This window comes from Pseudomonas sp. GW821-FHT09C10, from assembly GCF_059418085.1.
In genome coordinates this window covers 356475-382328 of record NZ_JBWKPE010000005.1, presented here as the reverse complement: position 1 = coordinate 382328, position 25854 = coordinate 356475, and the positions used below count along the sequence as shown (strand labels likewise).

The 25854-nt window shown below is 63.9% G+C and carries 21 protein-coding genes; 2 read left to right on the top strand and 19 right to left on the bottom strand.

Annotation, left to right across the window (positions count from 1 at the left end):
• Window positions 1-2: 2 nt before the first annotated feature.
• The 17 genes from AC07OT_RS13270 to AC07OT_RS13190 all read right to left on the bottom strand — a co-directional run bounded on the left by AC07OT_RS13270 (window position 3) and on the right by AC07OT_RS13190 (window position 18074).
• Window positions 3-1586, bottom strand: a complete 1584-nt coding sequence (locus AC07OT_RS13270; protein ID WP_495108255.1) for a flavin monoamine oxidase family protein — start codon at window positions 1584-1586, stop codon at window positions 3-5.
• Between the two features lie 12 nt (window positions 1587-1598).
• The gene (locus AC07OT_RS13265) at window positions 1599-2522 is read right to left on the bottom strand and encodes an ABC transporter substrate-binding protein (RefSeq protein WP_115486969.1); all 924 of its coding nucleotides are present in this window, start codon (window positions 2520-2522) and stop codon (window positions 1599-1601) included.
• Window positions 2523-2540: 18 nt separating this feature from the next.
• Window positions 2541-3314, bottom strand: coding sequence for an amino acid ABC transporter ATP-binding protein (locus AC07OT_RS13260; protein WP_065927298.1), 774 nt, complete (start codon window positions 3312-3314; stop codon window positions 2541-2543).
• Window positions 3307-4272: an amino acid ABC transporter permease gene (locus tag AC07OT_RS13255; protein ID WP_141155548.1), complete on the bottom strand. Its 966-nt coding sequence runs from the start codon at window positions 4270-4272 to the stop codon at window positions 3307-3309. Before AC07OT_RS13255 ends, AC07OT_RS13260 begins: the two co-directional genes overlap by 8 nt.
• A gap of 15 nt (window positions 4273-4287) precedes the next feature.
• Window positions 4288-6681, bottom strand: coding sequence for a TonB-dependent receptor plug domain-containing protein (locus tag AC07OT_RS13250; protein ID WP_141155549.1), 2394 nt, complete (start codon window positions 6679-6681; stop codon window positions 4288-4290).
• 1141 nt (window positions 6682-7822) lie between these two features.
• The gene (gene gspD / locus AC07OT_RS13245) at window positions 7823-10045 is read right to left on the bottom strand and encodes a type II secretion system secretin GspD (RefSeq protein WP_141155550.1); all 2223 of its coding nucleotides are present in this window, start codon (window positions 10043-10045) and stop codon (window positions 7823-7825) included.
• Complete coding sequence (locus AC07OT_RS13240) at window positions 10042-10566, bottom strand: type II secretion system protein, XpsN-like (protein WP_115486964.1); 525 nt, start codon at window positions 10564-10566, stop codon at window positions 10042-10044. The genes gspD and AC07OT_RS13240 overlap by 4 nt, the downstream gene beginning before the upstream one ends.
• On the bottom strand, window positions 10563-11174 hold the full coding sequence (gene gspM / locus AC07OT_RS13235) for a type II secretion system protein GspM (protein ID WP_065940309.1): 612 nt from the start codon (window positions 11172-11174) through the stop codon (window positions 10563-10565). The genes AC07OT_RS13240 and gspM overlap by 4 nt, the downstream gene beginning before the upstream one ends.
• Window positions 11149-12192, bottom strand: a complete 1044-nt coding sequence (locus AC07OT_RS13230) for a PilN domain-containing protein (RefSeq protein ID WP_495108254.1) — start codon at window positions 12190-12192, stop codon at window positions 11149-11151. The genes gspM and AC07OT_RS13230 overlap by 26 nt, the downstream gene beginning before the upstream one ends.
• On the bottom strand, window positions 12189-12914 hold the full coding sequence (locus AC07OT_RS13225) for a hypothetical protein (protein WP_043293746.1): 726 nt from the start codon (window positions 12912-12914) through the stop codon (window positions 12189-12191). Before AC07OT_RS13225 ends, AC07OT_RS13230 begins: the two co-directional genes overlap by 4 nt.
• The gene (locus AC07OT_RS13220) at window positions 12911-13540 is read right to left on the bottom strand and encodes a type II secretion system protein GspJ (RefSeq protein WP_495108253.1); all 630 of its coding nucleotides are present in this window, start codon (window positions 13538-13540) and stop codon (window positions 12911-12913) included. Before AC07OT_RS13220 ends, AC07OT_RS13225 begins: the two co-directional genes overlap by 4 nt.
• On the bottom strand, window positions 13537-13905 hold the full coding sequence (locus tag AC07OT_RS13215; RefSeq protein ID WP_092354855.1) for a type II secretion system protein: 369 nt from the start codon (window positions 13903-13905) through the stop codon (window positions 13537-13539). The genes AC07OT_RS13220 and AC07OT_RS13215 overlap by 4 nt, the downstream gene beginning before the upstream one ends.
• A complete protein-coding gene (locus AC07OT_RS13210) occupies window positions 13902-14333 on the bottom strand; it encodes a type II secretion system protein (RefSeq protein WP_027607416.1) in 432 nt (143 codons plus the stop codon). Before AC07OT_RS13210 ends, AC07OT_RS13215 begins: the two co-directional genes overlap by 4 nt.
• Before the next feature lie 9 nt (window positions 14334-14342).
• On the bottom strand, window positions 14343-14768 hold the full coding sequence (gene gspG / locus AC07OT_RS13205; RefSeq protein ID WP_027607415.1) for a type II secretion system major pseudopilin GspG: 426 nt from the start codon (window positions 14766-14768) through the stop codon (window positions 14343-14345).
• A 20-nt stretch (window positions 14769-14788) separates the two neighbouring features.
• Window positions 14789-15991, bottom strand: a complete 1203-nt coding sequence (gene gspF, locus AC07OT_RS13200; RefSeq protein WP_495108252.1) for a type II secretion system inner membrane protein GspF — start codon at window positions 15989-15991, stop codon at window positions 14789-14791.
• On the bottom strand, window positions 15988-17718 hold the full coding sequence (gspE, locus tag AC07OT_RS13195) for a type II secretion system ATPase GspE (RefSeq protein ID WP_495108251.1): 1731 nt from the start codon (window positions 17716-17718) through the stop codon (window positions 15988-15990). The genes gspF and gspE overlap by 4 nt, the downstream gene beginning before the upstream one ends.
• A gap of 128 nt (window positions 17719-17846) precedes the next feature.
• Window positions 17847-18074 (bottom strand): hypothetical protein, encoded by a 228-nt coding sequence (locus AC07OT_RS13190; protein WP_065927288.1) that lies wholly within the window; start codon window positions 18072-18074, stop codon window positions 17847-17849.
• A 507-nt stretch (window positions 18075-18581) separates the two neighbouring features.
• Here AC07OT_RS13190 and AC07OT_RS13185 point away from each other — a divergent pair.
• Window positions 18582-21332, top strand: a complete 2751-nt coding sequence (locus tag AC07OT_RS13185; RefSeq protein WP_495108250.1) for a beta-glucosidase — start codon at window positions 18582-18584, stop codon at window positions 21330-21332.
• A 462-nt stretch (window positions 21333-21794) separates the two neighbouring features.
• On the opposite strand, the gene AC07OT_RS13180 is transcribed toward AC07OT_RS13185, so the two are convergent.
• Window positions 21795-22409, bottom strand: a complete 615-nt coding sequence (locus AC07OT_RS13180; RefSeq protein ID WP_115486958.1) for a TetR/AcrR family transcriptional regulator — start codon at window positions 22407-22409, stop codon at window positions 21795-21797.
• 29 nt (window positions 22410-22438) lie between these two features.
• Window positions 22439-23461: a LacI family DNA-binding transcriptional regulator gene (locus AC07OT_RS13175; protein WP_495108249.1), complete on the bottom strand. Its 1023-nt coding sequence runs from the start codon at window positions 23459-23461 to the stop codon at window positions 22439-22441.
• A gap of 209 nt (window positions 23462-23670) precedes the next feature.
• On the opposite strand from AC07OT_RS13175, the gene AC07OT_RS13170 reads away from it, so the two are divergent.
• Window positions 23671-25854, top strand: coding sequence for a TonB-dependent receptor (locus tag AC07OT_RS13170; protein WP_495108248.1), 2184 nt, complete (start codon window positions 23671-23673; stop codon window positions 25852-25854).

The window sequence follows — 25854 nt, the reverse complement described above, 5'->3', positions numbered from 1 at the left end:
CCTTAAGAGGCGGCGAGTGCCGCGACCTGTCGTTGTTGGGTCACGCGTTCAGCCAGTTGCGCGACCACATGCCGCGCCGAGTTGGCCGCCGATTCCTGCCAGATGCCCACCCCGCTTTGCACCAGGCCGTCGCCGGCGAAGTACACGCGGCCGTGGCCCTGTTCGAGCAAGGCGCTGGCATCGGCGGGGAAGTGTTCGCGTTGCAGCCACGGGCCTTCGCTGAAGGGGATCTGTTCCCAGGACACCGCCAGCGGGTGACGCAGGTGCCTGGAGTAGCCCGGATGCAGCAGTTCCACCGCTTCCTTGGAAGTGGCGTACTGCTGGTCGAACGGTCGCGCGCCAAACGCATCGGCGCCCTCCCCGGTCACGTAGCCGGCCACCAGCAGGCCCTCGCGGGTGTTGAGGTCGTTGCTCGGGTACCAGAGCAGGCGCGCCGGGTGTTCGATCCACGACAGGCCGCCGTAGGTGCGGTAGTCGGTTTCCCAGAAGCGTGGGGACTGCCACGCCACTTTGGTGGCCTGGTCGCTGCGGGTGCTGAGCAAGGCGGCCTTGATCGGGTCGCTGAAGTCGGTGTCGAGCTTGGCCAGCAATGGCAACGGCAAGGTCGAGACCAGATAGTCGGCGCGCACCACCTGCTCGCGACCGCTGCGTTGGTCGTGGTAGGTCACCGCCACGCCGCCTTCCAACTGACGGATCTGGCGCACCTGGGCGCCCAGTTGCACGTGATCGCTGACGCGCCGGTAGAAGGCGTCGGTGATGCGGTCCATGCCACCCACCGGTTGGAACATGGTCGCCGAAAACTCCGGGAATTCGGTGTGCAGCAAGGCGCCCCACAGTTCGGGGTGCAGCAGTTGGTCCAGTGCCAACGGGCTGCGGCTGGCGGGCAAGGCGCCAGGATGTGCAGGCGATTCCAGGTGCCCCGAACGGATCGTGCCCTCGAAGGTCAGCTCCTGGGACAGGTCGCCATACACGTGCAAAAACGCCAGCAAGCGCGTGCGTTCCTCGGCGCTCAGCACATCGTCGAGGGCATCACGCTGCACCGCTTTGGCCAGCAACCCGGACAAATGCCCGCGCGCATCGTTGATCGCCTGGCCGACGGTGAAGGCCGGCTGGTTCACATCCGGCCGCACCTGGGCGCCATGGCTGCTATTGACCAGCACTTCCAGCGGCACGCCCAGCTCACTGCAATAATCGAGGATCGTGCGGTGCTGGCTGGGAATCCGTGCCGGCCCGGCGTTGAAGTAATGCCCCGGCTCGAACGCGGCGGTCTGCGTACGGCCATCCTGGTAGTCCACGCGGTCGCCATGGCGGATTGTCCAGGTGCGACCGCCGACCCGCTCACGGGCTTCCAGCACCTGCACGCTGAACCCGGCGCGGGTCAGTTCCAGGGCGGTGACCAGCCCGGCAATCCCGGCGCCCAGCACCAGCACGCGGGTGCCCTGCCCCAGGCCGTCCTTGAGTTTCAACGGTTGCGGTCGGCGGTGCGATGACGGCCCCAGGCCGAGTACCGCGAGTGCATCCTTGACGGCTTTTTCGCCGCCTACCGCCGCGATGCTCGACAACGCTTCACGTCGTGTCAGTCCCATGTCGATTGCTCCTTAATCCGGCAGGCCCGGTGGGTTGATCAGCGACTTGTCGACACGTTCCACATCCAGGCCCCAGCGTTGCAGCACCTGCGCGTACTGGCCGCCGGCAATCGCGCCTTCCAGGGCGGTGTGGATCGGCTTGACCAGGCCGTTGTCCTTGCGGGTGGTCACGGCAATGTCCGCCTGCAATGGCCAGCCACCGTTCACCGTACCGACGCGCTTGATGCCGCCGGTAATCGCCGCCGAATAGGCGTACACCGAGTTGGGCCCGAACAGCGCATCGCTGCGCCCCGACTGCACCGCCAGTTGCGCGGCGGCCTGGTCGTCGAAGTACTGCAACAGCGCTGGCTTGAGACCGGCCTTTTCGTTGGCCTCGTTCCAGGCCAGCAGGACTTTTTCCTGGTTGGTGCCGGAGCCGACGATGATCTTCAGCCCGGCAATATCGGCTGCCTGCTTGATCTCGCTGATCTTGCTGGTGGTCTTGACGTAGAAGCCGAGCACATCCTGGCGATAGGTGGCGAAGTCAAAGCGCTTCTTGCGCGCCTCGGTCACGGTGACGTTGCTGATCACCGCGTCGTACTTGCCCGAGCTGACGCCCAGGGGCCAGTCTTCCCAGCTGGTCTGCACCACATTGAGTTGCAGGCCGAGGCTGTCGGCCACCAGTTGCGCGGTGTCGGCTTCACTGCCGATGGTGGTCTTGTCGTCGCTGGCCAGCAGCGCCAGGGGCGGCCCGGCCACGCCGGACACGGCCACGGTGAACTTGCCCGGTTGGGCGAACTTGAAGCCCGGCGGGATCTGCGCAATCGCCGCTTCGTTACGCGGCACATGGATGCGCGGGCGGTCGGGGCTGAGGTCGACCTGTTGCACGGCGAATGCGCTTTGCGCAGCACTGACGGCCAGTGCCAGCAGGGCCACACGGGTGGTGTTGATGAACATGGGCAGTCACTCCTTGAACTAAAGCACCTTGCCGAGAAAGGCCACGGTGCGGGGATGCCGGGGTTGGCGGAAAATCTGTTCGGGCGGGCCCTCTTCGATCAACTCGCCGTCGCAGAGAAACACCACGTGGTCGGCCACTTCGCGGGCAAAACCGATTTCGTGGGTGACGATCACCAGGGTCACGCCCAGCTGGGTCAGGCCCTTGATCACGTCGAGCACTTCGCCCACCAGTTCCGGGTCGAGGGCTGAAGTGGGTTCATCGAACAGCAGCACCTTGGGGTCCAGCGCCAGTGCGCGGGCAATGGCGACGCGCTGTTGCTGGCCGCCGGAAAGCTGGCGTGGGTAGGCATCGACCTTGTCCGCCAGGCCAACCTTGGCCAACAGTGCGGTGGCCTTGGCCTGGGCGTCGGCCTTGCTCCAGCGCTTGTGCGCCAGCGGCGCCTCGGCGACGTTTTCCCAGGCGGTGAGGTGCGGGAACAGGTTGAAGTTCTGGAACACAAAACCGACGTCGATACGGCGCTTGAGAATCTCGCGTTCCTTGAGCTCGTAAAGCAGGTCGCCCTTGCGTCGATAGCCGACGTATTCACCGTCGATGGTGATGTGCCCGCTGTCGATCTTTTCCAGGTGGTTGATGGTGCGCAGCAAGGTGGACTTGCCCGAGCCGGACGGCCCGAGAATCACCGTGACCTTGCCTGGATCGATGGTCAGGTCGATGTCTTTCAACACCTGTTGATTGCCAAAGCGCTTGCCCACGCCCTGGATCTGGATACGGCCGGCGCGGGCTTCACTCATGGGTGTTCTCCTTCAGCCAGCGGCGCACGCGTTGCCACGGCGTAGGCGGCAGCACCCTGGCCGTACCCCGGGCGAAATGCCGCTCGACGTAGTACTGGGCGCTGGTGAGCACGGTGGTGATGATCAGGTACCAGACGGTGGCGACGATCAGCAACGGGATCACCGCCTGGGTGCGGTTGTAGATGACCTGCACGGTGTAGAACAGCTCCGGCAGCGCCAGCACGTAGACGATGGAGGTGCCCTTGACCAGGCCGATGATTTCATTGAACCCCGACGGCAGGATCGAGCGCAGCGCCTGGGGCAGGATGATCCGGAAGATGCGCCGCGAGGCCGGCAGGCCCAGGGCCGCCGCCGCTTCATGCTGGCCGGCATCCACACCGATCAGGCCGCCGCGAATGATCTCCGCCGCGTACGCCGCCTGCATCAGGCTCAGGCCCAGTACGGCCACGGTGAATTGGCTGAGCACGTCCACCGTCGACCACTCGGCGAACACTACGCCGGTGAACGGCACACCGAGGACGATGTGGTCGTACAGGTAGGCGAAGTTGTAGAGGATGATCAGCACCAGCAGCGCCGGCATCGAGCGGAAAAACCAGATGTAACCCCAGGCCAGCGCCGCTAGCAGCGGCGAGCCCGACAGCCGCGCCAACGCCAGCGCAGTGCCGAGGATGGCGCTGAACACCGTGCTCAGCAGCGTCAGTAACAGGGTCTGGCCGAGGCCACGCAGCACCGACGGCGAGAAGAACCACTGGCCGAACACGCCCCACTCCCAGCGCGGGTTGGTGGCCAGGGAATGCCCAATGGCGAGCAGCACCAGCGCGGCAAAGATCGACCCGGCCCAGCGCCAGGGGTGTCGCGCGGGCACCACCTGCAGGGCTTTGATCGGGGTGGACACTCGGGCTTGGCGCAGCGCGCCGGGCGTGTCAATCAGGTCATAGGATTTGGCAACGATGGGCATGGTGTATTCCTCGGCCTAAAAGGCATAGGTCAAGCGGGTGTAGTAGTACCCGCCGGTAAAACCGTAGGGCGAATAGGTGCCGTAGCTGCTGACCATGGTGCTGCTCGGTACACCTTGTTTTTTCGGGTAGACGTCGAACAGGTTCTTGGCGCCGATGGCCACGTTGAGGTCTTTGGTGAGGTTGTAGCCAAGGTCGAGGTCGGTGATCCACTTGGCGCTGTAGACCCGGTCGAGGCTGCGGTCGGCAGAGACGTTGACCTCTTTGTAGGAGCCGTAGCGGGTCAGGGCCAGGTTGAGGTTGAAGCGCTCGATGCTCCAGTCGCCACCGAGGATCAGCTTGGTGCTGGGCTGCACGCCGGTGATCAGGTTGCGTGCCTGGCGGTCCATCAGGTCATAGGCCGTGCCCAGGATCGTGGTGGATTCCTTGTAGTTGAGGATTCTGGTCTGGTTCCAGTTGAACGCGGCGGTCCATTTCAGCGCACCATAGGGACCCAGGTCCTGGCTGTAGTTGCTGACCAGGTCCAGGCCTTTGGTGCGGGTGTCGGCGCCGTTGATGAAGTACTGGCCGCCGGAGGTGGAGGTGATGCCATTGCCTTGCAGCACCTGGGTGATCTCCGGGCCGAGCAAGGTGCCGGTGAGGGTGATGCGATCGCGCAGGTTGATCACGTAGGCGTCGGCGGTGAAGCTCAGGCGATCGGTGGGGGTCAGCGTGAAACCCAGGCTGAAGTTGGTGGAACGCTCGGGTTTCAGTTCCTGCGCACCCAAGGCCTGGGCGGCGGCCGAACCTACCGGCAGCACGCCGTAGTTGATCGACTGGTACACGCCGTCGACCACGCCATAGGTGGTGGACCGCGCACTGAACAGGCTGTTGGCCAGGGACGGCGCACGGAAGCCATTGCTCACGGTGGCGCGCACGGCGAATTGCGGGGTGAAGTCGTAGCGGGTGGTCAGCTTGCCGCTGCGGGTAGCGCCCACGCCCTGGTTGTAATGCTCGTAGCGAAACGCGGTGCCCACGTACCAGTCCGGCACCGGGTTGAAGCCCACGTCGACGTAACTGGCGAGGCTGTTGCGCGAGGCGCTGCTTTCTTCATCCGGGGAGATGCCGTTGGTGACCTGGGCCCCGGACGACGCACAGTTACCCGGTGCCACGCAGTAGCCGCCGTTGGCATAGGACTCATAGTCACCGGCCTGCACCTCATAGGTGTCGCGGCGATGTTCGAAACCGTAGCTCAGGTCCAGCGGCTTTTGCAGGCCGATGTCGAAGCCGCGCTTGAAATCGAGGTTGGTGGTCAGTTCGGTGGAAATCCAGGTGCCGGAGGTGAAGCTGTTCGGCGTGGCCTCGCCCAGGGACGGGTTCTGGTTATGGGTGGTGCCCTGCTCCGCCTCGTTGCGCCCGTAGGTGCTGGACAAGTCCCAGTCCCACTCGCCGACGGTGCCTTTACCGCCGAATGCGGCCTGGAAGTCGTCCTCGTCGATATACCAGGTCGGCGTGTAGCCGCCGGGGTAACCGTTAGGCCCGGTGGTGATGGTGTTGGTGATGGTCGGCAGGCGGAAGTTCTGGCCCTGCTCGGCCTTGCGCCGCGAATAGGTGGTAAAGGAATACAGGCTGAAGCTGTCGTCGATCGGCAATTCGGCGTTGTAGCCCAGGGTCAGCAGGTTGGTCTTCGGTGTGCCGTAGCCGCCATAGGTGGAGCGGCCGGCCTGCTCAAAGGCCTGGGCGTAGGTGTAGCCGTTGGCACTGGCCTTGTTGTCGTCGTTCTGACTGCGTGCGTCCAGGGCCAACTGCACGATGCCGCCGTTGCCGATCTCGAAGCCCTTGTTGAGGCTTTGCTGCACGGTCTGTTTCTTGCCGTCGTAACCCTGGCCGACATTAGTCACCGAGGTGCCGCTGGTGTCGGCCTTGAGGATCACGTTGATGACCCCGGCGATGGCATCGGAGCCGTACTGAGCGGCGGCCCCATCGCGCAGGACTTCGACGTGGTCGATGGCGCTGATCGGGATCAAATCCAGATCGGCCGGCGCGGCGCCGGTGTTGATGCCGTTGATGTTCAGGGTGGCCGCAGTGTGGCGGCGCTTACCATTGACCAGCACCAGCACTTCGGCGGCACTCATGCCGCGCAGGTTCGGCGCACGGGCGATGCCGCTGGCGTCCCAACCGGTTTTTTCCGGCAGGGTCAGCGACGGGATCACCGCGCTCAAGGCCTCCATCAAACCGGGCTTGCCGGTGCTTTGGAGTTGCTTGGCGCTGACCACATCGATCGGCACCGGGCTGCTGGTGACCGTGCGTTGTTCGGCGCCACGGTTACCGGTGACCACCACGGTGGACAGGGTGCTGTCGTCCTGGGCCCGGGCGGTGTTGGCCAGGATCGCCAGCGCCAGGATGGCGGTCGGTTGTAAGACTTGCTTCATAGCCACTCCAGACATTCCAAATCGCGAAGTCGGGCAGTCACGCGGGCGGGCGCGGTGCTCGATTTTTTTCAGGGGGGTTGCGGCGATTGGGGACTAGGTGTTGCGCTGGTTTTGAATTGGCAACATACGTTGAACTCCCTTCCAACGATTCTGCTGCGGGGATGATCACCCGGTTATGGCGCGCAGAATCTTGATTACGCTGGGTACCATCCGAGGTCAGGGGTAGGCTGTTGCGATCAAACATAACGGAATGGGTTTTGAAAATATAATGCTGTTTTGATATAAGCTAATATTCTCTAATTTTATTATTTTTTAGTTTTTTTATTCATATAAATAATGTCTTTTTGAGATTGGCCTTTAGCTCAGGCCGAGGTCTACCTGAGGTATGCAAATCCAAATGTGGGAGGGGCGGTGCGACGGTTCGACTTGCCCCCGATGGCAGTGGGTCAGCTACAGATGCATCAACTGACACTCCCGCATCGGGGCATGGATATCTACACAACTTTTCAGCCTCTGATAAATCTCCCTGTGGCGAGCGGGCTTGTCCCGCGTTGGGCCGCGTAGCGGCCCCAAAACAGCTGCTATGGAGTTTCTGATACACCACATTCAGCTTTACTGGGGCTGCTACGCAGCCCAACGCGGGACAAGCCCGCTCGCCACAGGGGAACTCGCCAGTCTCTGAAAATTGTGTAGATACCTATGCCCCGATGAGTATGGGTATCTACACAACGTTGTATTAACCAACGGTAACCACGATGCGAAGCGAGCCGCCCTTGATCTTGCTTTAGATCTTGATCTCAGGCGCCCCGTTAAACCACGCTGGCCGGAATTCGATAGTGATTTGGGGGGTAAACCGGCAGGGATGCCGGTTTAGCCGCCCCGCGCCATGGATGGCGCGTGGCGGCGGCCCCCCACATCACTGTCGGATTACGGGCACACCGAGCCTAGGCGAGGTGCCGAGTGGTGGGGCGAAGCGTTTTGCTTACTTTTGCGCTGTTCAAAAGTGAGCCGCCGTAAGGGCGGAACCCATGGCGGCCGTTACCGCAGCAACGGATATGTACCCGGTCCAATCCAAAAAAATGGTCGGCCCAGAGGCCGCCATCGGGGGCAAGTCGAATCGTCGCACCGCCCCTCCCACATTTCAGTTAGCCGGCTTCAACAACTGCATCTGCTGGCGATAGTCATCCGTCACCTGCCGCGCCTGGCTGCTGCTGGTAATCACCCTCGGGGTAATCAGCACAATCAATTCCGTACGGTCCTTGGACTTGCTGGTATTGCCAAACAACCAGCGCAACCCCGGAATTTTCCCAAGGTAAGGCACCGCACTGACACTCTCCGCGTTGTCCTGCTTGATCAACCCGCCCAGCAACACCGTCTGCCCGCTCTGCACCGCGACCTGGGTCGATACCGAGCGCGTGGAGATACGTGGGTTGGCCTGGGTGTCGTTGCTGGACGCCTGCTGGTCCTGGGCATCGCTGACCTGCTGCTGGATGTCCATGTACACCAAACCACCCGGATTGATGCGTGGCACGACGTCGAGGATCACCCCGGTCTGCACGTATTCAACACTGCTCAAGGTGGTGTCGGAGGTGCCGGTGTTGACCGTGGTCTGGCTGATCGGGATGTTGTCGCCCACCTGGATCTGCGCCGGTTGGTTGTTCATCACCACCAGCGACGGCGCCGACAGCACCTGGGTGCGGCCGTTGGTTTCGAGGGCGTGCAGGGCCACTTGCAGGTTGGAGCTGACGAAGGAGTAGAACAACGAATCCGTCGCGCCCAACCCTGCACCGCCGCCGCCCAACGCGCCTTGGCTGCCGGCGGTGTTGGCCACGGTGGTGCTGGTGGAATTGCCCGCCAGGCGACCGAGATACCACTGCACGCCCAGGTCCAGTTCGCCGGTGAGCTTGACCTCGAGGATGCGCGTTTCGATCTGCACCTGCAGCGGTGGATTGTCGAGGCGTTTGATCGCCGATTCGATCTCTTTCCACTGCACCGGGCGGGTGCGGACCAGCAGTTGGTTACTGCTTTTCTGCGCGGTGATACGGGTGCCGGCGTCGAGGCTTTTGGCCGGGGCGTCTTCAGTCGCGCCCTGCTCAGCGGTGTCCTGCTCGGCCTCGGGCTCCTGCTCCTCATCCTCTGCGGCGGGTGGGTTGCCATTGAGGTTGTTGCTCAGGCCACCGGGCGTGCTGCCGGAGGTGCTGTTGGTGCCCGGCGAGGACAAGGTCGCGGTGCGCAAACCGGGGGCGACCTTGGCCGGGGTGTCGTCCTTGATCGCGCCCGTGCCGTAGATCTGGCGCAGGTACTTGGCCAGGTCGGTGGCCTTCATGTTGCGCACGTCGTAGACGTACATCTGCGGCTCGTTGCCGCCGCCTTCGTCGATGGTGTGGATCCAGTCGCCAACTTCACTGAGGTACTGCGGCTGCGACGAGATCGCCACCACCGAGTTGGTCCGCTCGATGGGCAAGAAGCGCACCATGCCGGCCAGGGGCATGCCGCTGTCGGGGCCGAACATTTTTTGCAGCTCGGGCATCAGCTCGGCCACCGACGCCCGTTGCAGGCCGAACACGCCCACCGACATGCCCTTGAGCCAGTCCACGTCGAAGGTGTCGATGGTGTCCTGGTAGTTGGCCAGTTCCTCGGGGGTGCCGGCCAGGCTCAACACATTGCGCGCCGGGTCCACCAGCAGGAACGCATTCTCGCGGGCGAACGGCTTGAGCAGTTTCTGCATCTCGGTGGCCGAGATATAACGCAACGGAAACAGGCGTGCCGACAAACCGCTGGAGGGCTGCGACACGCGCATCTCCGGCACCAGCTTGCCCGCCACCGCCTGGTTGGCCGGCAGGATCACATAGCGGTTGCCCTGTTTGATCATGGCGTTGTCGGTCCACGACAACAGGGTCTCCAGGATCGACAAGGCCTGCTGTTTGTTCACCGGCTTGGACGTGGAAAAGCTGACATTGCCCTTCACGCCCTGGGCGATGCTGTAGTTCTCGTGCAGCAGGTCGCCCATCACGCTGTTGATCACCGCTTCGATGGGCTGGTCGGCGAAGTTGAACACGATGTCGCCGCTGCCCTCTTCCTTGGCGGCCGAGACCGCCGTCGGTTGGCGCACGAACTGCTGGTTGCCGCGTATCAACTGGCGCTGGGGCGGAGTCTTCGCCTGGGGTTGGCCGCTGTCGACCGGCGCCTGTTCGCTGGCCGGGTCCACGGGTGGGCGTTGCGAACCGGTGCCCTGCATCGCCTCATGCAACAGGGCCTCGTCCGGGTCGAGATGCTCGGGGAAGGTGCCGCAGCCACCGAGGGAAACGGCGGTGGCCAGGCAGAACACGGTGGTGCGCAAGGCGCCAGGGAAGGTATCGATCAAGGGGTGGACTCGTGAGGAAGGGTAATCGGGGGTGTGGTGGACGGCGGCGGCAAACGCAGGGCCCGCAGGCTCAGGGTTTGCGTACGGCCGTCGAGGACAAAGCGGGCATCGCGGGGCGTCAGCTGTTCCAGGCGCCAGCCATTGGGCAGGGTCTGGCCCTGGTGGACTTTGAGCGGCGGGCCATCGGCACGCTTGAGCAGCGCCACGCGCAGGTCGCCGTCGAGGACGATCCCGGTCAGCACCAGGCTCGACAGGCTGGAAACACCGGCCTGGCCCACCGCACGGTCGGGGCTGCGGTCGGGGCTGAACAGCGGCGCCTGCCAGGTGCCGGCCAGGCTTTCGAGGGTCGCGCTCGGCGCCACCAGCACCTTGGCGGCGGTGTTGGCGCGCGCATCGGGCTCTGGCGCCGGCAACCACTGCGGCGCATCGCCGATGCTGCTGAGGATGCCGACCATCAGCAGGCCCAGCAGCCCGGCGACGCCGAGCAACAGCCATTCCAGGGGACGCAATGCATGGATCATCGCTGCACCTGCCGGGCGGCGGCCGGTTGCAGGTAACCGCGCACCAACAGGTGCACCACCAGTTGCCCGGCGCCGCCACTGGCCGGTGCGTTCGGTGGGCGACGAATGCTCATTTCATCGACGAACAGAAACGGCCGCTGGTACTCCAGCTCATGCAGGATCGCGGTCAAGGGTTCGATGGCGCAGTTGAGGGTCAGGCTGACCTTGACCTGCCGATAGGGCTCGGCGTCGTCCTGCTCCGGGGTGATGGGCATGCGCTGGGTCAGGCTGCAACCGCCACCGAGGCCGGCGCGGCTGTTGATCAGGTCGGCGATGCGCTGCATCAGGTCCGCCGCCACCGCGCTTGGGTCGTCGCCGGGCAACAGGCTGGTGCTGCTGGCCGGGTCCTGCCGCGCCTGTTCCAACTGTTGGCGCAGGCTGTCGCCCTGACGCAACACGCCGGCGTAGCGTTGCTGCTGTTCACGCAGTTGCTCGGCCTGCTCGCCCATGGCGCGCAAGGGGCCGGCGAACCAGCTGTCGATCAACAGCCAGTAACCGGCGCCGAGCACCAGGGCCAGGGCGATCAGGGCGGCGCCACGGCGTTCACGGGGTGTCAGTGGTCGGCGCATCGGCGGCCTCCTGGTGCAGGTGGGCGCGCAAGGAAAATTGATCCTTGCCGGTTTGCGCATCGGGTTGGATCACCCCTTCGAACTGGGCGTTTTCCAGGCTGTGGCAGCCCTTGATCCGGGTGATCAGGGCACTGGCCTTGGCGCTCTGCCCGGAGAAGGACACCTCGGCGCCGTCGTTGACTTCCAACTGGTCGAGCCAGGTGTCCGAGGGCAGGCACGCGGTCAGCTCGTTGAGCAGCGCCGCCAACGGCGGTTGGGCGGCCTTGCGGCGAATCAGGTACTGGGCGGCGCCACGGGTATTGAGCAATTGCTGGCGCAGGGCCTGGATCTCGGCGACCTGGGCTTTCTGCTCGCGCACACTGTGTTGCATGGCATCGAGCACGCGCTGGCGGTCGTTGAGCCACAGCAGCATCGCCGCAATCAGCAAGGCCCCGCACAACCACGGCAGGCTGCGTTGCAGGCCCTTGCCCTGGGGGCGCTGACGGGGACGCAACGGCGCCGGCAGCAAGTCGATGCCCATGGGTTTGCCTGCGCTATCGGCGACATCCACGGCATGGGGCTGCAAGCCGAGGGCCGCGCAGTCATTGAGGATCTGGTCGAGGCGCTCCCGCAGGATCGCCACCAGCGTGACGTGCAAGTGCGTAGGGGTACGGCGCTCCTGGCGCGCAACAAAGTACAACTGGGCGGCGTCGAACGGCGTGAAGCGGTCCAGTTCATAGCCCACCACCGTCGACAGGTTGCGCGCTGCCGCCGGGGGCAGTTGCAGGGTTTGCACCAACACCGTTTCAGGCGGCAGCACCAACACCTGACGCGCTTCGCCGGGCAGCTTTTCGACCGGCGCGGTCAGCGGCCAGGCGTAGGCATGCTCGGGGATCTCGGCAAATGACAACCATGCCGGCAGGCAGCCACGCAGCTCCTTGAGCCACAGGCGCCAGCCCAGTTGCAGCAGGCTGCCGCGCCAGCGCTGGGTGATGGGCTGCGCCAGCGCCTGAAGCCGTGCGGTTAACTGTTCGTTCATTCTTGCCAACGTAAGACTCGATAAGGTTGTGCGCTGCCTTGCGCGGGGCTCAATAACACGGTGGCCTGCACCTGGGCGTGGTAACCGCCGGGGCGTTGGGCGCGGCTGCTGACCACCAGCACGTCGCCGGGATCGGCACCCACCGCATTCTGGTGCGGCAGGTTCAGTGCGCGGCGCATCAAGGCACTGGCGAATGCCGGATCGGGCCGGTCCAGGCCGCTCCACAAGCTGATCTCGGGCACCAGCTCGCTGTACAGCGCCTGGGTCATGCCCGGCAGTTGGCGCACCTCTTCCACCACCCGAAACGGCGCCAGGCCCTGGTTGCGCCGTACTTCCAGGGCCCTGGCGAGGTGGTTGGCCTGGGCCTGGGTCGCACCGCAGGCCAGGGCCAGGCGGGCAAAATCACCCACCTCGGCGCTGTTCAAATACAACTTGCCGCGCTCGCTGTGCAGGCTGACGCGCAGCTGCGCATCGTCGAACACCAGCGGAATTTCACGCCCGTCGGCAATCCACTGCTTGCGCTGCAATGGGTCGGCGACGGCCTGCATCGCCAACGCCACCCCGGCCTCGGCCGCCAGCACCGCCTGGGTGTGCTGGCGGTGCCAGGCGGCCTGGCGGGTTTCCAGTTGCACCCAGCCGGCCAAACCGCCGAGCAACAGGCTGAGCAAGGCCAGCACCCACAGCACCAGCAGCAGGGCCACACCGCGTTGATGGCGGATCATTCGGGTGCCCCGCCGGACAGGTTCAGGCGCAGGGCAACCACCTGGGTTACCCACGGCACCGGCCCGTTCACCCGTGCGTCAATCCGCACTGCGTAAGGCAGGCGTTTGGTCCACGGCCACTCACTGATCCAGCCGGTGGCCTGGCCCTTGGGCGACACCCCGCGATAGCTGAATTGCAGGTCCTCGACATCCTTCAACAACACCTGCGGCTCACTGCGCGAGGCCGGAACACTCACCTGTGCCTCAGACTCAAACCGCGCGAACGCCACCTGCAAATCGCGCTGCGATTCAGGGCCCACCAACTGCAAGGTGAAGCGCTGAATCCCGCCACCGAGTACACCCGGCAAGGTCGCGACAAACTGCATGCGCTGGGGCCCACCGGCAAAAAAGCCATCGGTCTGGCTGTCGTCCTCGGTCACATCCAGCGGCAACGCCTCGCTGATGGCGGTGCGCAAAAACTGCTGCGCGGCGCGCATTTCATCCAGGCTGACCGTGTAGCGCTGGGCCTTGAGCACGGCGCGATTGGCGCCCAGCAACGCCCCGCCGACCAGGGTCAGCAACACCCCGAGCAGGCTCAGTACGATCATGATCTCAAGCAAGGTAAAGCCCTGCTGACGCGCCTTCACAAGCCGGCCCCGACGCCGGCAGCGCGCAGTTTCAAGGTGCTGAAACGGGCCTGGCGCGGGCCTTCGCTGACGGTGAGGTCCAGGCGAAACAGATGGGCCTGGCCGATCCGGCTGGGTTGTTGGGCGATGCGCAGTTGCCAGGCGATGCCGTCCAACTCGCCCTGGCGTGTGCCGCTGGCCAAAGGGCCCATGCCTTCCTGATCCATCACACTCAAGGCGGCATGGGTCAGGCGGTCGCTGTGGGCCACCTGCAACAACGAGCGTGCGCTCTGGCCGAAGGCGACCAGCAGCACCGTGCTACAGATCGCCATCAGCGTCAGCGCGGCGAGCATTTCCAGCAGGGTGAAACCCGCCTGGCGCTTCATGGCAGGGCCTTGGATTCGACGCTGCCGGTCAGCCAGCCGATGTCGATGCGCCAACGCCGACTGCCGTTGGCCAGCAACACGTGGCCGCCGGTGGAGCTGCCATCGGGGTAGAAATCCACCGCCGCGCCGGCTTGCTCGGCGGTGTGCAGGGTCACTTGCAGCCCGGCCGGCCAATACTTTTTCGGACGGCCCGGCGCCTGCACACTGAGGTTGCGCAAATCGAACACCGTGCTTTCGGTGGTGCCACTGACAATCGCCCGCGCCCGCGTGCTGCGCAACGCCTCGACCACCTGCCCGACGGCCTGGCGCTCTTTGGCCGCACGCAGGCCTTGTTGCAGGCCAAACCCTACCAACCCGGCCGCGATGCTGATCAAGACGATCACCACCAGCATTTCCAGCAAGGTAAAGCCGCGTTGGGCGTTGGCCATGGTCGTGGGTTATTCCCAGTTGCCCAGGTCGGCGCTGTAGCCTTCGCCGCCGGGCTGGCCGTCCTGACCGTAGAAAATCAGGTCGAACGCACCGTGCTCACCGGGGAAGCGATAGCCGAAGGCATGGCCGAACGGGTCCTTGAGGTCCGACGGCTTGGCATACGGCCCGGCCCAACCGGCGCTGTTGCCCGGTTTGTCGACCAGTTGCTGCAGGCTCTTGGGCGGCGAACCGACGTCCAGGCCGTAGCTTTCGATCTTCATGCTCAGGCTGGCCAACTGGGCCTTGCCCGCGCCGTATTTGCCCTTGTCCACATTGCCGCCGACCTGGCGTACCACGATGGTCGCGACGATTCCCAGCAGCACGATCACGGCGAGCATTTCCAGCAAGGTAAAACCGCCCTGGCGGCGGGCGGGCTTGAATCGGGTATGGCGCATCAGCGTGTTTCCTTAAGGGTTCATATATTGCTGGTCAGGCTCATCAGCGGCAGCATGATCGCCAGCATGATCACCGCCACCAGCACCGCCATGACCACGGTCAGGGACGGCACCAGCGCGGCGAGCAGGCGGTCGATGCCGCGTTTGGCTTCGACGTCGAACACCTCGGCGACCTTGAGCAGCATGCTGTCGAGTTCGCCGGCCTGTTCGCCGACTTCAATCATTTGCAACGCCAGGTCGGGCAGCAGCGGCTCGCTGCCGAAGGCACTGGCCAGGGTGCCGCCGCCCTTGACCGACTCGGCGGCCTGGGCGACCTGGGCTTGCAGGGCGCGGTTGGTGCAGACCTGGCGTGCAATCACCAGCGCTTGCAGCAGCGCCACACCGTTGCTCAGCAGCGTGCCGAGGGTGCGCGCCAAACGGGCGGCTTCGACCCGTTGCAGCAACGGGCCGATGATGCGGATGCCCAGCACGCGGCGGTCATAACGTTCGCGGCGCTGGGGATCGCGCAGGCGCGCGGCCAGGGCCCAGGCGCCGACAATCAACCCGGCCAGCACCACCAGGCCGTAGGCCCCGAGGAATTGGCCGAGGTCCAGGATCACTTCGGTGATCAGCGGAATCGGCACGCCCAGGTCCTTGAAGATCGGCACGAACTGCGGCACCACATAGGCCAGCAGCAACGCCAGCGAACCGAGCACGCCGACCACCAGAAAGGCCGGGTAGATCAGTGCGTTGATCACTTCGCCCCGGAGTAACTGGCTGCGCTCCAGGTAGTCGCTGAGCTGGCGCAGGGTGTCTTCGAGGGCGCCGCCCGCCTCGCCGGCGCGGACCATGCTCAAGTACAGCGGCGAGAACTGGCTGCCCTCCGACTCCAGCGCCTTGGATAACGGCTGGCCGGCCTTGACCTGTTCGCGGATACGCTCGATCAACGCACGGGTCTGGGGCTGGCCGGGCTGCTTGAGCAGGATGCCCAGGGAGCGCTCCAGCGGCTGGCCAGCCCCCAATAGCGTGGCCAACTGTTGAGTGAAACTGACCAGCGCCGCGCCGTTCAACTGACCCCGGCCAAAGGCCTTGCGCAGGCCCTGGGCGCCCGCCACCTCGATCTGCAACAGCAGCAAACCGCGCTTGTGCAGCGCGGCGACGGCGGCATCCTGGTCCTTGGCTTCGAGGGTGCCGTTCTGCGCCTGGCCCTGGCTGTCGAGGGCGCGGTATTTGAACAGGCTCATGCGCCCTCTCCCCGGGTGACGCGCAGCACTTCTTCAAGTGAGGTGACACCGGCCACGGCCTGGCGCAGGCCCTCTTCATGCAAGGTGCGCAGGCCGCCACGGCGGGCGGCCTGTTCGAGGGTGGCGGCGTCGGCCTGGCGCATCAACAGGCTGCGCAGTTCGTCGTTCATCACCAGCAGTTCAGTGATCGCACTGCGGCCGTGGTAACCACCGCCCGGCGCATCGGCGCGGGGGCGATAAAGCATGATCGGGCGCTGCTCGGTAAACCGGTCGAGGCCGTGTTCGGCGATCAATTCCGCCGGTGCTTCGAAGGCTTCGCGGGTGGCCGGGTCCAGGCGCCGCACCAGGCGCTGGGCGAGGATGCCGTTGACGGTCGAGGCAATCAGGTAGCTTTCGACACCCATGTCCAGCAAGCGCGTGATACTCGCCGCCGCACTGTTGGTGTGCAGGGTCGAGAGCACCAGGTGGCCGGTGAGGGACGACTGGATAGCGATGCGGCAGGTTTCCAGGTCGCGGATTTCACCGATCATGATCACGTCCGGGTCCTGGCGCACGATGGAGCGCAGCGCGCCGGCGAAGTCCAGGCCGATGGCCGGCTTGACCTGGATCTGGTTGATGCCCTCAAGCTGGTATTCCACCGGGTCTTCGACGGTGATGATCTTGCGCTCGGCGGTATTGAGCTGCGACAGCGCGGTGTAGAGGGTGGTGGTCTTGCCCGAGCCGGTGGGCCCGGTGACGAGCAGGATGCCGTGGGGCCGTTCGAGCACTTCGAGGAAGGTTTCCAGGCGCTGGCCATCAAAGCCCAGGCTCTGGAAATCGAACTGCACGGTCTGGCGGTCGAGCAAACGCATGACCACCGATTCGCCAAAACTGGTGGGCACCGTGGACACCCGCAAGTCCAGCTCCTTGCCCTGGATGCGCAGCATGATGCGCCCGTCCTGGGGCAGGCGCCGCTCGGCGATGTCCAAGCGCGCCATGATCTTCACCCGCGAAATGACCGCTGCCGAAGAGCTGGACGGCGGCGCCTCGGCGTCGTGCAGCACGCCGTCGATGCGGTAGCGCACCTTGAGCTGGTTTTCGAAGGGTTCGATATGAATGTCCGAGGCGCGATGTTCTACCGCGCGCTGCAGGATCAGGTTAACCAGGCGAATCACCGGCGCTTCGGAGGCCATGTCCTTGAGGTGTTCGATGTCTTCGAGGGCACCGCCCTGCTCGTCAAGGTTTTCGATCAGGGTGCCCATGGCCGAACGGCCCTGGCCGTAGTAGCGCTCGATCAGGGTTTCGACTTCGTTGCGCGGGCCCACGGCCAGCCACACCGGCACACCACAGGCATAGGCCATGGCCTGGAACGGGTAGACCAGCGACGGGTTGGCCGCCAGCACCCGCAGGCCGCCCTGGCTCCAGCCCACGGGCACCACCTGGTAGTGGCGCATGAAACGCTCGGTCAACACCGGTAGCGGGTCCAGCAGCGGCGGCGCGGCATCGGCCAACAGCAGCGGTGCGCCGAGCAGATCGGCCCAGGCACGGGCCAGCTCCACTTCCGAGACCAGCCCCAGGCGCGTGAGCAGGCCCAGTAATTCGGTGTCACCGCCCTCCTGGGACAAGCGTCGGGCGCGCTCCAGGTCAACGGTTTTCAAGCCGGCGTGCTGCATCAGCCACGCGCAGACCTGTTCGGTGTGCGGGATGTGCAGTTGGCAGGCATCGATGGGCGTTGAAGGGCTGGGCATGGGTAAAAATCTGAGGGGCTATATGAGCCCCCTGTAGGAGCGAGCTTGCTCGCGAAAAAGGTACATCCGACGCCGCGATGCGCTTGGAATACTTTCGCGAGCAAGCTCGCTCCTACAGGGGGTCAGGCTTACTTGGTTGGCGCTGTTTTAGAGGTAGCAGATTGGCTCAGCGGCCGCCCACCCTTGGTGGTTTCAGCCTTCTGTTTTTTGACGGCCTTGGCATCGTGGGCCTGGGTCAACACCGTGGAATCGGCGGCGCCGGATTTCGCATCGGCGTCCGTGGACTCGGCCGCCATCGCCGCGCCACTTAGCGCAACGCCCAATACAACACCGGCACCCAACAGGGAAATCTTCATCAACTTTCTCCAGATCAAAAACAGCAGATAGCCCAAGTGGCGCCTTGAACTCGATCAAGACCCTACACCAAAGCGTTGTGTATGACAGCTTGTGTAAACATGGCACTTTAGAACTACCGAGCAATGCCACTAGTTAGCCACGACTCGACAAATTTTCTTAAACCAATCGACTGGTAGGTTTAGCCTTAGTTCCGAAAGGTAAGAAAATATTTCTTATTTCACGCAAAAATTAGCTTTCGTTTGACTTATAACCGCAAGAATTGCCTTAATTATGCGGTTTTAGCGGTTCAAAATGCCATCTCGTGATATCGCTTAGACACTATCCACAACAATAACTAATACAATTATTACACTTATAAAACTGCGAAATTCGCCAAATAGTTGCAATTAGCCATCGGTTAAAAATTGCGATCACGGGCAACTATTGCCCGAAAAAAAGTGACGAGGTGCAGTGCAATACGCACTTCTCGGCGCGCCCTGTTTACTGAACTGTTGTCGGAGAGACCCATGAATAAACGCAAAATGATCGGTGCACAGTCGGCTTTCGCCCTGCTGGCACTGGCCGTGTCCCAGGTGCATGCAGCCACCAGCCCGGCCCTGGATGAAGGCCGGGTCAGCCGCGCGGAAAAAGCCGCGGACAAGACCCTGGCGAAGATGACCCTAGAAGAAAAACTCGCCTACATCGGCGGCACCGGTGGCTGGGACGTCAAGCCACTGACCCAGTACGGCATCCCGCAGATCCACGGCGCCGATGGCGGCGTGGGCGTGCGCTACACCAGCGAAGGCAACGCCCAGGGCGTGGTCTACCCGTCGGGGCCGAACCTGGCCGCCAGCTGGAACCCACGGCGCGCCATCGACCTGGGCCGCGCCCTGGGCTATGACACCGCCAGCGGTGGTTATCAGTTCGTCACCGGCCCTGGCGTGAACCTGTACCGCATGCCGTACAGCGGCCGGGCGTTCGAGTACCTGTCCGGTGAAGACCCGTTCCTCGGCGCCAGCCTGGCGCCGGCCGTGATCAACGGCATTCAGTCCCGTGGCGTGTGGGCCAATGCCAAGCATTTCGCCGCCAACGACCAGGAAAGCAACCGCTTCCACCTCAATGAAATCATCAGCGAACGCGTGCTGCGCGAGATGACCCTGCCGCCGTTCGAGTCCGCCTCGAAGAACAGCAAGGTCGCGATGATGATGTGCGCCTTCCAGAAGGTGAACGGCGAGTTCGCGTGCCAGAACAAGCACCTGATGCGTGACATCCTCAAGACCGAATGGGGCTACCCGGGCTTCGTGCAGAGCGACTACAACGCGGTGGTCGACGGTTTGCCGGCGGCACAGGCGGGTACCGACCTGGACATGATGGGCTACCAGATGAACAGCACCATCCTCAAGCCGTACCTGGACAGCGGCGAGCTGAGCAGCGCGACCATCGATGACAAGGTGCGCCGCATCCTCAAGCAGATCTACCTGTACAAGTTCGACAGCAAGGCGCCGCTGACCAGCCACAACATGAACAGCGCCACCAGTAACCGCGTGGCCCTGAACGCCGCCCGCGAAGGCATCGTGCTGCTGAAAAACCAGAACAGCCTGCTGCCGCTGGACGCCAGGAAAGTCAAGCGCATCGCCGTGGTCGGCACCCTGGCCAAGTACGCGCCGCCTACCGGTTTCGGCAGCGCCAACGTCATGGCCGCCAACTACATCAGTGAGCTGAGCGGCTTGCAGCAACTGGCGCCAGGCGCCAAGGTCGAGTTCATCGACGGGCTGTCCCTGGACCCGGCCACCTCGACCTGGACCCATGCCGACAGCAATGGCAACAGCGTCAAAGGCCTGAAGACCGAGTTCTTCAGCAACACCAACTGGTCCGGCGACCCGGCCGCCAGCCGCACCGACCCCCATGTCGACCTGGACTGGTCCACCGACAGCCTGCCGGTGAACGGCGATACCGCCGCCACCTCGATTCGCTACAGCGGCCAGATCACCCCGACGGTCAGCGGCGAGCAGGTGTTCAAGGTGCGTGCCGACGGCGCCGTGCGCCTCTACGTCAACGGCAAGAAAGTCCTCGACAACGGCGACGGCAAACCGCTGCCGAACAACAGCATTCCGCCGACCATCCCGGTGTTTGCCAAGGTCAACCTGGAAGCCGGCAAACCGGTCGACATCAAGCTGGAATATTCACGTCGCAACGGCTACCTGTCGACCATGGGCGGCCTCGTCGGTGTGCAGATGAGCTGGGCGTCGCTGGTGGCACCGCAGGACCTGGCCAAGTACGACGCGGTACTGGTCGCGGCCGGTAACAGCAATGAGTACGAAGGCGAAGGCTTCGACCACAGCTTCGACCTGCCCGAATACCAGAACCTGCTGATCCAGAGCATCGCCAAGGTCAACCCGAATACCGTGGTCACCCTGCACGGCGGCACCGGCCTGAAGATGAGCGACTGGATCGACCAGGTACCGGCTGCGCTGCATGCGTTCTACCCTGGGCAGAACGGCGGCCAGGCCTTGGCGGAGATCCTGCTGGGCAAGGTCAACCCGTCGGCCAAGCTGCCGATCAGCATAGAGCGCAACATCGAAGACAACCCGATCTACGCGACCTTCCCCAAGTTCGACAACCAGGAAACCCTGGCCGAGATGAGCTACAAGGACGACCTGTTCCTGGGCTATCGCGGCTACGAGAAAAAGGGCATCAAGCCGCTCTACCCGTTCGGCTACGGCTTGTCGTACACCACCTTCGGCTACAGCAACATCAGCGTGACCCCTGGGGTGGCGGTGGCCGGTGCGCCGATCAAGGTGTCGTTCGACCTGGCCAACACCGGCAAGGTCGCGGGCGCCGAAGTGGCCGAGTTGTACGTGGGCCAGAACAACCCGAAAGTCGAACGCGCGATCAAGGAACTCAAGGGCTACAAGAAGGTGTTCCTCAAGCCGGGCGAGAGCAAGCGCGTGACCATCGAGCTCAACGATCGCTCGCTGGCCTACTACGACGTAGCGAGCAAGCAATGGGTGGTGGATGCCGATAGCTTCAACCTGTCGGTGGGCGCGTCGTCCCAGGATATTCGCCTGAACGCCAAGCTGGTCAACCCGTTCCGCCAGGAACTGTCGACCACCACCAGCAACCCGCTGCCGCGCTCGGCGCTCAACTCGACGCTGCGTGAATCGACGGTGAAGACCGGCGGTGTGCTGCATCAAAATGAAGGGGATAGCGGCACCAGTGACGGTGATGGCTACGACATGAGCGATGACAGCAGCCAGGGCAGTGCCACCGGCAACTGATCCCTGTGGAAGGGGGCTTGCCCCCGATGAGCATGGGTATCTACACAACTGTGTAGCAGCCAACGCTAACCACGATGCGAAGCGAGCCGCCCTTGATCTTGATCTTGATCTTGATCTCAGGCGCCCCGTTAAACCACGCTGGCCGGAATTCGATAGTGATTTGGGGGGTAAACCGGCAGGGATGCCGGTTTAGCCGCCCCGCGCCATGGATGGCGCGTGGCGGCGGCCCCCCACATCACTGTCGGATTACGGGCACACCGAGCCTAGGCGAGGTGCCGAGTGGTGGGGCGAAGCGTTTTTGGTTACTTTTGGCGCTCTTCCAAAAGTGACCCGCTGTAAGAGCGGAACCCTAAGTAGCCGTTACCGCAGCAACGGATATGTACTCATTCCAACCCCAGCAGATGGTCGGCCCAGAGGCCGCCATCGGGGCAAGCCCCCTCCCACATGTTGACTGTGTTCGACTCAGGTTCTGATGGCTGCCTCGACCCGCGCGATGTAGCCGTCAAACCGCGCCACCAGGTCCACCTGCTCGGGAAACCGCAGCCACTGGATCTGCAGGCCATCCATCATGGCCAGGATTTCTTCCACCAGCCCGGCGATGTCCACATCGCTGCGCACCTCCCCCGCCGCGACCAGGTCGGCAAACTGCCCCTGCATGCGCTGGTGAATCGCCGCATAGCGCGCCTGGAACCAGGCCCAGGCCGGATGGGTGTCCAGCAGGCTTTCGGCATTCAAGATAGTAAACGCGCGCACCACGCCCGGTGCCGTGGCATTCGAACGATTGATCGCACGCAGGCTGCCGAGCAAGCCATTGAGGGTTTTCTCCGCACGCACTTCATCGGCAATCCGTTGATTGACCTCATCGCGACGCTGCAACACCCCCATCAACAGCGAGATCTTGCTGGGAAAATGATGCAGCAGCCCGGCCACCGAAATACCCACGATCGCCGCCACCTGGGCCATCGAGGCGCCGCTGTAGCCTTCCAGGGAGAACACCTGCAGGGCCGCGTCCAGCAGCTCTTCGCGGCGTTTTTCACCTTTGGGGGCGCGGCGGGTCTTGGGGGCGGGTTCGGTCATGGGCAGGTCCTAGTGGGAGATAAAAAAGCTCAGGCGCTTTCCCGTTCGATCAAGCGGCAATCCAACAGGTTCAAACGCTGTACGGCATGCGGCAACACGCCGAGGCTTTCCAGCACGCGGGTTGCCGCCAGTACGCCGATCTCCAGGGCCGGCGGTTTGATCGTACTCAGGCTGGGCAACAGCATTTCGGCAAACGGGTAGTCACCGAACCCAAGCACCGCGCACTTTAACCCGGAACGCTGCCCCGCCAGCAAACCACCGGCTGCGAGGTTGTCATTGGCGAAGAAGATCGCGTCAGGTGGGGTGGCGTGGTTCATCAGGGCTTGCATCGCCTGCTTGCCGGCTTCGAACGGCGCGCTGTCAGCGTCCGGGACGAAGACCCGGGGCTGTACACCCAGTTCGATCAGGGTCGCGGCAAACCCATCACCCCGCTCCAGCGCGCTGAAGTCGCCCGTGGCGCTGTTCTGCACGAAGGCCATGCGCCGATAGCCCTTGCCATGCAGGTAGCGCGCGGCCGTGACGCCGACGTCGTAGTGGGAAAAACCGATCTGCACCGGCGCGCGTTCGGGCACGTAGTCCCAGGTTTCCACCACCGGGATATCGGTGTCGGCGATCATCTTTTCGGTGCCTGCACTGTGGAAGCGGCTGGTCAACACCAGCGCCGCCGGCGACCAGCCGAGGAACGCGCGCACCGCGCTTTCTTCCTGCTCGGCGCTGAAGTAACTGGACGCCAGCAACAGCTGATACCCATGGCGACTGAGGGTGTCGCTGAAGCCCTGGATCGTGTTGGCGAAGATCGGCCCCGAGATGTTCGGGATCACCATCGCCACGATCCGCCCCCGCGCCGACGCCAGCCCGCCGGCCACCAGGTTGGGCACATAACCCAGCTCCGCCACCACCTCGGCGATGCGCTCGCGACGCTCGGACGAGACTTGCTCCGGCTGGTTGAAATAGCGCGACACGGTGATCGCCGACACCCCGGCCTGGCGGGCCACGGTGTTCAAGGTGACGCGCCCGGCGCCACGGCGTTTGCGCGGTTTGTCTTCGCTCACGGGACCATCCTGCTAACAACCAAAAAGAATATAGGGATAATTTTTAAGTCTTTGACGTTCTAAACCCGAGTTACCAATAATGCCGATGTTAGCGCTAACAAGGCGCGCTGTCTGCTACTCGCTCAAGCGAATGCCCAAGGCAGTTTCCACAGGCGCTGACGGTCGTAAGAACCGCAGCGGTTCAGGGCATTTTTTCGAGCGAACACACCATGCACAGGCACACGCACTTATTCCTTCTCGCCGGTTTGACCGCCCTCCCTGTGCCCGGCGCTTTTGCCGCCGACGAGCAGGAACCCACGCTCAAAGCGGTGACGGTCACCGCCACCCGGCGTGAAGAATCCCTGCAAAAAGTCCCGGTGGCGGTCTCGGTGCTGGACGGCGAACAACTGGAGCGCGACAACCGCAACGGCGTCGCAAGCATCACCCAGCAAGTGCCGTCGCTGAACTTCCGCACCGGCGCCTCGAACAAGGACACCTCGCTGTTCGTGCGCGGCGTGGGCACCATTTCCACCTCCCCTGGGGTGGAGCCGACAGTGGCAACGGTGATCGACGGCGTGGTCTATGCACGCCCCGGCCAGGCCACCCTCGACCTGCTGGACCTGGAACGCATCGAAGTGCTGCGCGGCCCGCAAGGCACCTTGTTCGGCAAGAACGCCTCGGCCGGCGTGCTCAACATCACCAGCAAGGCGCCCAGCGCCGAGCCCCACGGCTATATCGACCAGGCGTACTACAGCGGCAACGAAAGCCGCACCCGTTTCGGCATCGGCGGCAGCCTGGTGCCGGAGGTGCTCAAGGGCTCGATCAGCACGCTGTTCGGCAGCTACGACGGTAACGTCGATAACCCGCACAACGGCCAGGAGGTCAACGGCTACAACCACAAGGGCATCCGCGGCAAGCTGGAATTCACCCCCAACGATGACGTGAAACTGACCCTGATCGCCGACTACATGCAGTCCCACGACGACGTGCCGAATGGCGTGGTCAGCAAGTCCCCGAGCCCGGCCTTCAGCAATGCCTTGAGCCCGGTGCGCGCCTCCGGCGACAACCGCGACATCAACACCGATACGCGCAGCCATGTCGAGGACACCAATAAAGGCTTGTCCGCTCAGTTGGACTGGAACCTCGGCGACTACACCCTGACCTCGATCACGGCCTGGCGTGGCTGGGACAACACCCAGTACCAGGACGGCGACCGCCTCGGCACGGTGACTGCCGCCTTCCCCGGCACCGCCGACAAGGGCGAGCTGGCTTTCGACCAATACTCCCAGGAACTGCGCCTGGCTTCGCCCAAGGGTGAGTTCCTGGAGTACGTCGGCGGCCTGTTCTACATGCACGGCAAGGACGAGGAAACCTATCAGCGCACGCTCACGACCACCACGCGCACCGAGCGTGGCATCGCCGACTACAGCACCACCAGCGACAGCTACGCGGTGTTCGGCGAGACCACGCTGAACTTCACCTCGCGCTTTCGTGGCATCGCCGGCCTGCGCTACACCCACGATGAGCTGAAATACGATCACCGCCGCGTCTCCACCTCGGCCACCACGGTCAGCGGGATTCAACCGGCCACCTCCAGCTCCGGCTCGGTGGACGAAGACGGCTGGTCCGGCCGCCTCGGGGTGCAGTACGACCTCAGCGACAGCGTCACCAGCTACCTCACCTACTCGCGCGGCTACAAGGGCCCGGCCTACAACGTGTTCTTCAATATGCAACCGCGCGACACCGACGCGCTCAAGCCGGAAACCTCCAACACCTGGGAAGCCGGGATCAAGGCCACCGCCTGGAACAACCGCCTGACCACCAACCTGGCGGTATTCCACAGCGACTACGACAACTACCAGGCGAACTTTTTCGACACCGTCGCCGGCCAGGTCGTGACCCGCCTGATCAACGCCGGCAGCGTCAGCACCGAAGGCGTCGAGCTGGATTACGCGCTGCAGGCCACCCAGCAACTCAAGCTTTCCGGCGCCCTGGCCTACACCCGTGCGCGCATTGATGAGTTCGCCTGCCCGGCCGGTGCAGCGGCGACGTGCAACGTGAATGGCAAGCCACTGCCCTTCAGCCCGGACTGGAAAAGCTACGTGCGCGCCGACTACACGATCCCGCTGGATAACGGCCTGGACATCGAACTGGGCACCGACTACAGCTGGCAGAGCGAAGTGCAGTACGACATCAGTCAGAACGTCGACACCAAGCAAGGCGCCTACGGCATCTGGAACGCCAGCGTAGCCCTGGCCGACTACACCAACGGCTGGCGCGTGGCGTTGCTGGCCAAGAACCTCGCCGACAAGTCCTACTCACCGCTGCTGGCCAGTGGCGGCAACTACATTTACCGCGCCGTACCCCGTGACGATGAGCGTTACTTCGGCGTGCAACTGCGCAAGGATTTCTAG

Coding starts and splice junctions, on each gene's coding strand:
- AC07OT_RS13270 (WP_495108255.1), bottom strand. CDS start 1,586: ATGGGACTGACACGACGTGAAGCGTTGTCGAGCATCGCGGCGGTAGGC.
- AC07OT_RS13265 (WP_115486969.1), bottom strand. CDS start 2,522: ATGTTCATCAACACCACCCGTGTGGCCCTGCTGGCACTGGCCGTCAGT.
- AC07OT_RS13260 (WP_065927298.1), bottom strand. CDS start 3,314: ATGAGTGAAGCCCGCGCCGGCCGTATCCAGATCCAGGGCGTGGGCAAG.
- AC07OT_RS13255 (WP_141155548.1), bottom strand. CDS start 4,272: ATGCCCATCGTTGCCAAATCCTATGACCTGATTGACACGCCCGGCGCG.
- AC07OT_RS13250 (WP_141155549.1), bottom strand. CDS start 6,681: ATGAAGCAAGTCTTACAACCGACCGCCATCCTGGCGCTGGCGATCCTG.
- AC07OT_RS13240 (WP_115486964.1), bottom strand. CDS start 10,566: ATGATCCATGCATTGCGTCCCCTGGAATGGCTGTTGCTCGGCGTCGCC.
- gspM (WP_065940309.1), bottom strand. CDS start 11,174: ATGCGCCGACCACTGACACCCCGTGAACGCCGTGGCGCCGCCCTGATC.
- AC07OT_RS13230 (WP_495108254.1), bottom strand. CDS start 12,192: ATGAACGAACAGTTAACCGCACGGCTTCAGGCGCTGGCGCAGCCCATC.
- AC07OT_RS13225 (WP_043293746.1), bottom strand. CDS start 12,914: ATGATCCGCCATCAACGCGGTGTGGCCCTGCTGCTGGTGCTGTGGGTG.
- AC07OT_RS13215 (WP_092354855.1), bottom strand. CDS start 13,905: ATGAAGCGCCAGGCGGGTTTCACCCTGCTGGAAATGCTCGCCGCGCTG.
- AC07OT_RS13210 (WP_027607416.1), bottom strand. CDS start 14,333: ATGGCCAACGCCCAACGCGGCTTTACCTTGCTGGAAATGCTGGTGGTG.
- gspG (WP_027607415.1), bottom strand. CDS start 14,768: ATGCGCCATACCCGATTCAAGCCCGCCCGCCGCCAGGGCGGTTTTACC.
- gspF (WP_495108252.1), bottom strand. CDS start 15,991: ATGAGCCTGTTCAAATACCGCGCCCTCGACAGCCAGGGCCAGGCGCAG.
- gspE (WP_495108251.1), bottom strand. CDS start 17,718: ATGCCCAGCCCTTCAACGCCCATCGATGCCTGCCAACTGCACATCCCG.
- AC07OT_RS13190 (WP_065927288.1), bottom strand. CDS start 18,074: ATGAAGATTTCCCTGTTGGGTGCCGGTGTTGTATTGGGCGTTGCGCTA.
- AC07OT_RS13185 (WP_495108250.1), top strand. CDS start 18,582: ATGAATAAACGCAAAATGATCGGTGCACAGTCGGCTTTCGCCCTGCTG.
- AC07OT_RS13180 (WP_115486958.1), bottom strand. CDS start 22,409: ATGACCGAACCCGCCCCCAAGACCCGCCGCGCCCCCAAAGGTGAAAAA.
- AC07OT_RS13170 (WP_495108248.1), top strand. CDS start 23,671: ATGCACAGGCACACGCACTTATTCCTTCTCGCCGGTTTGACCGCCCTC.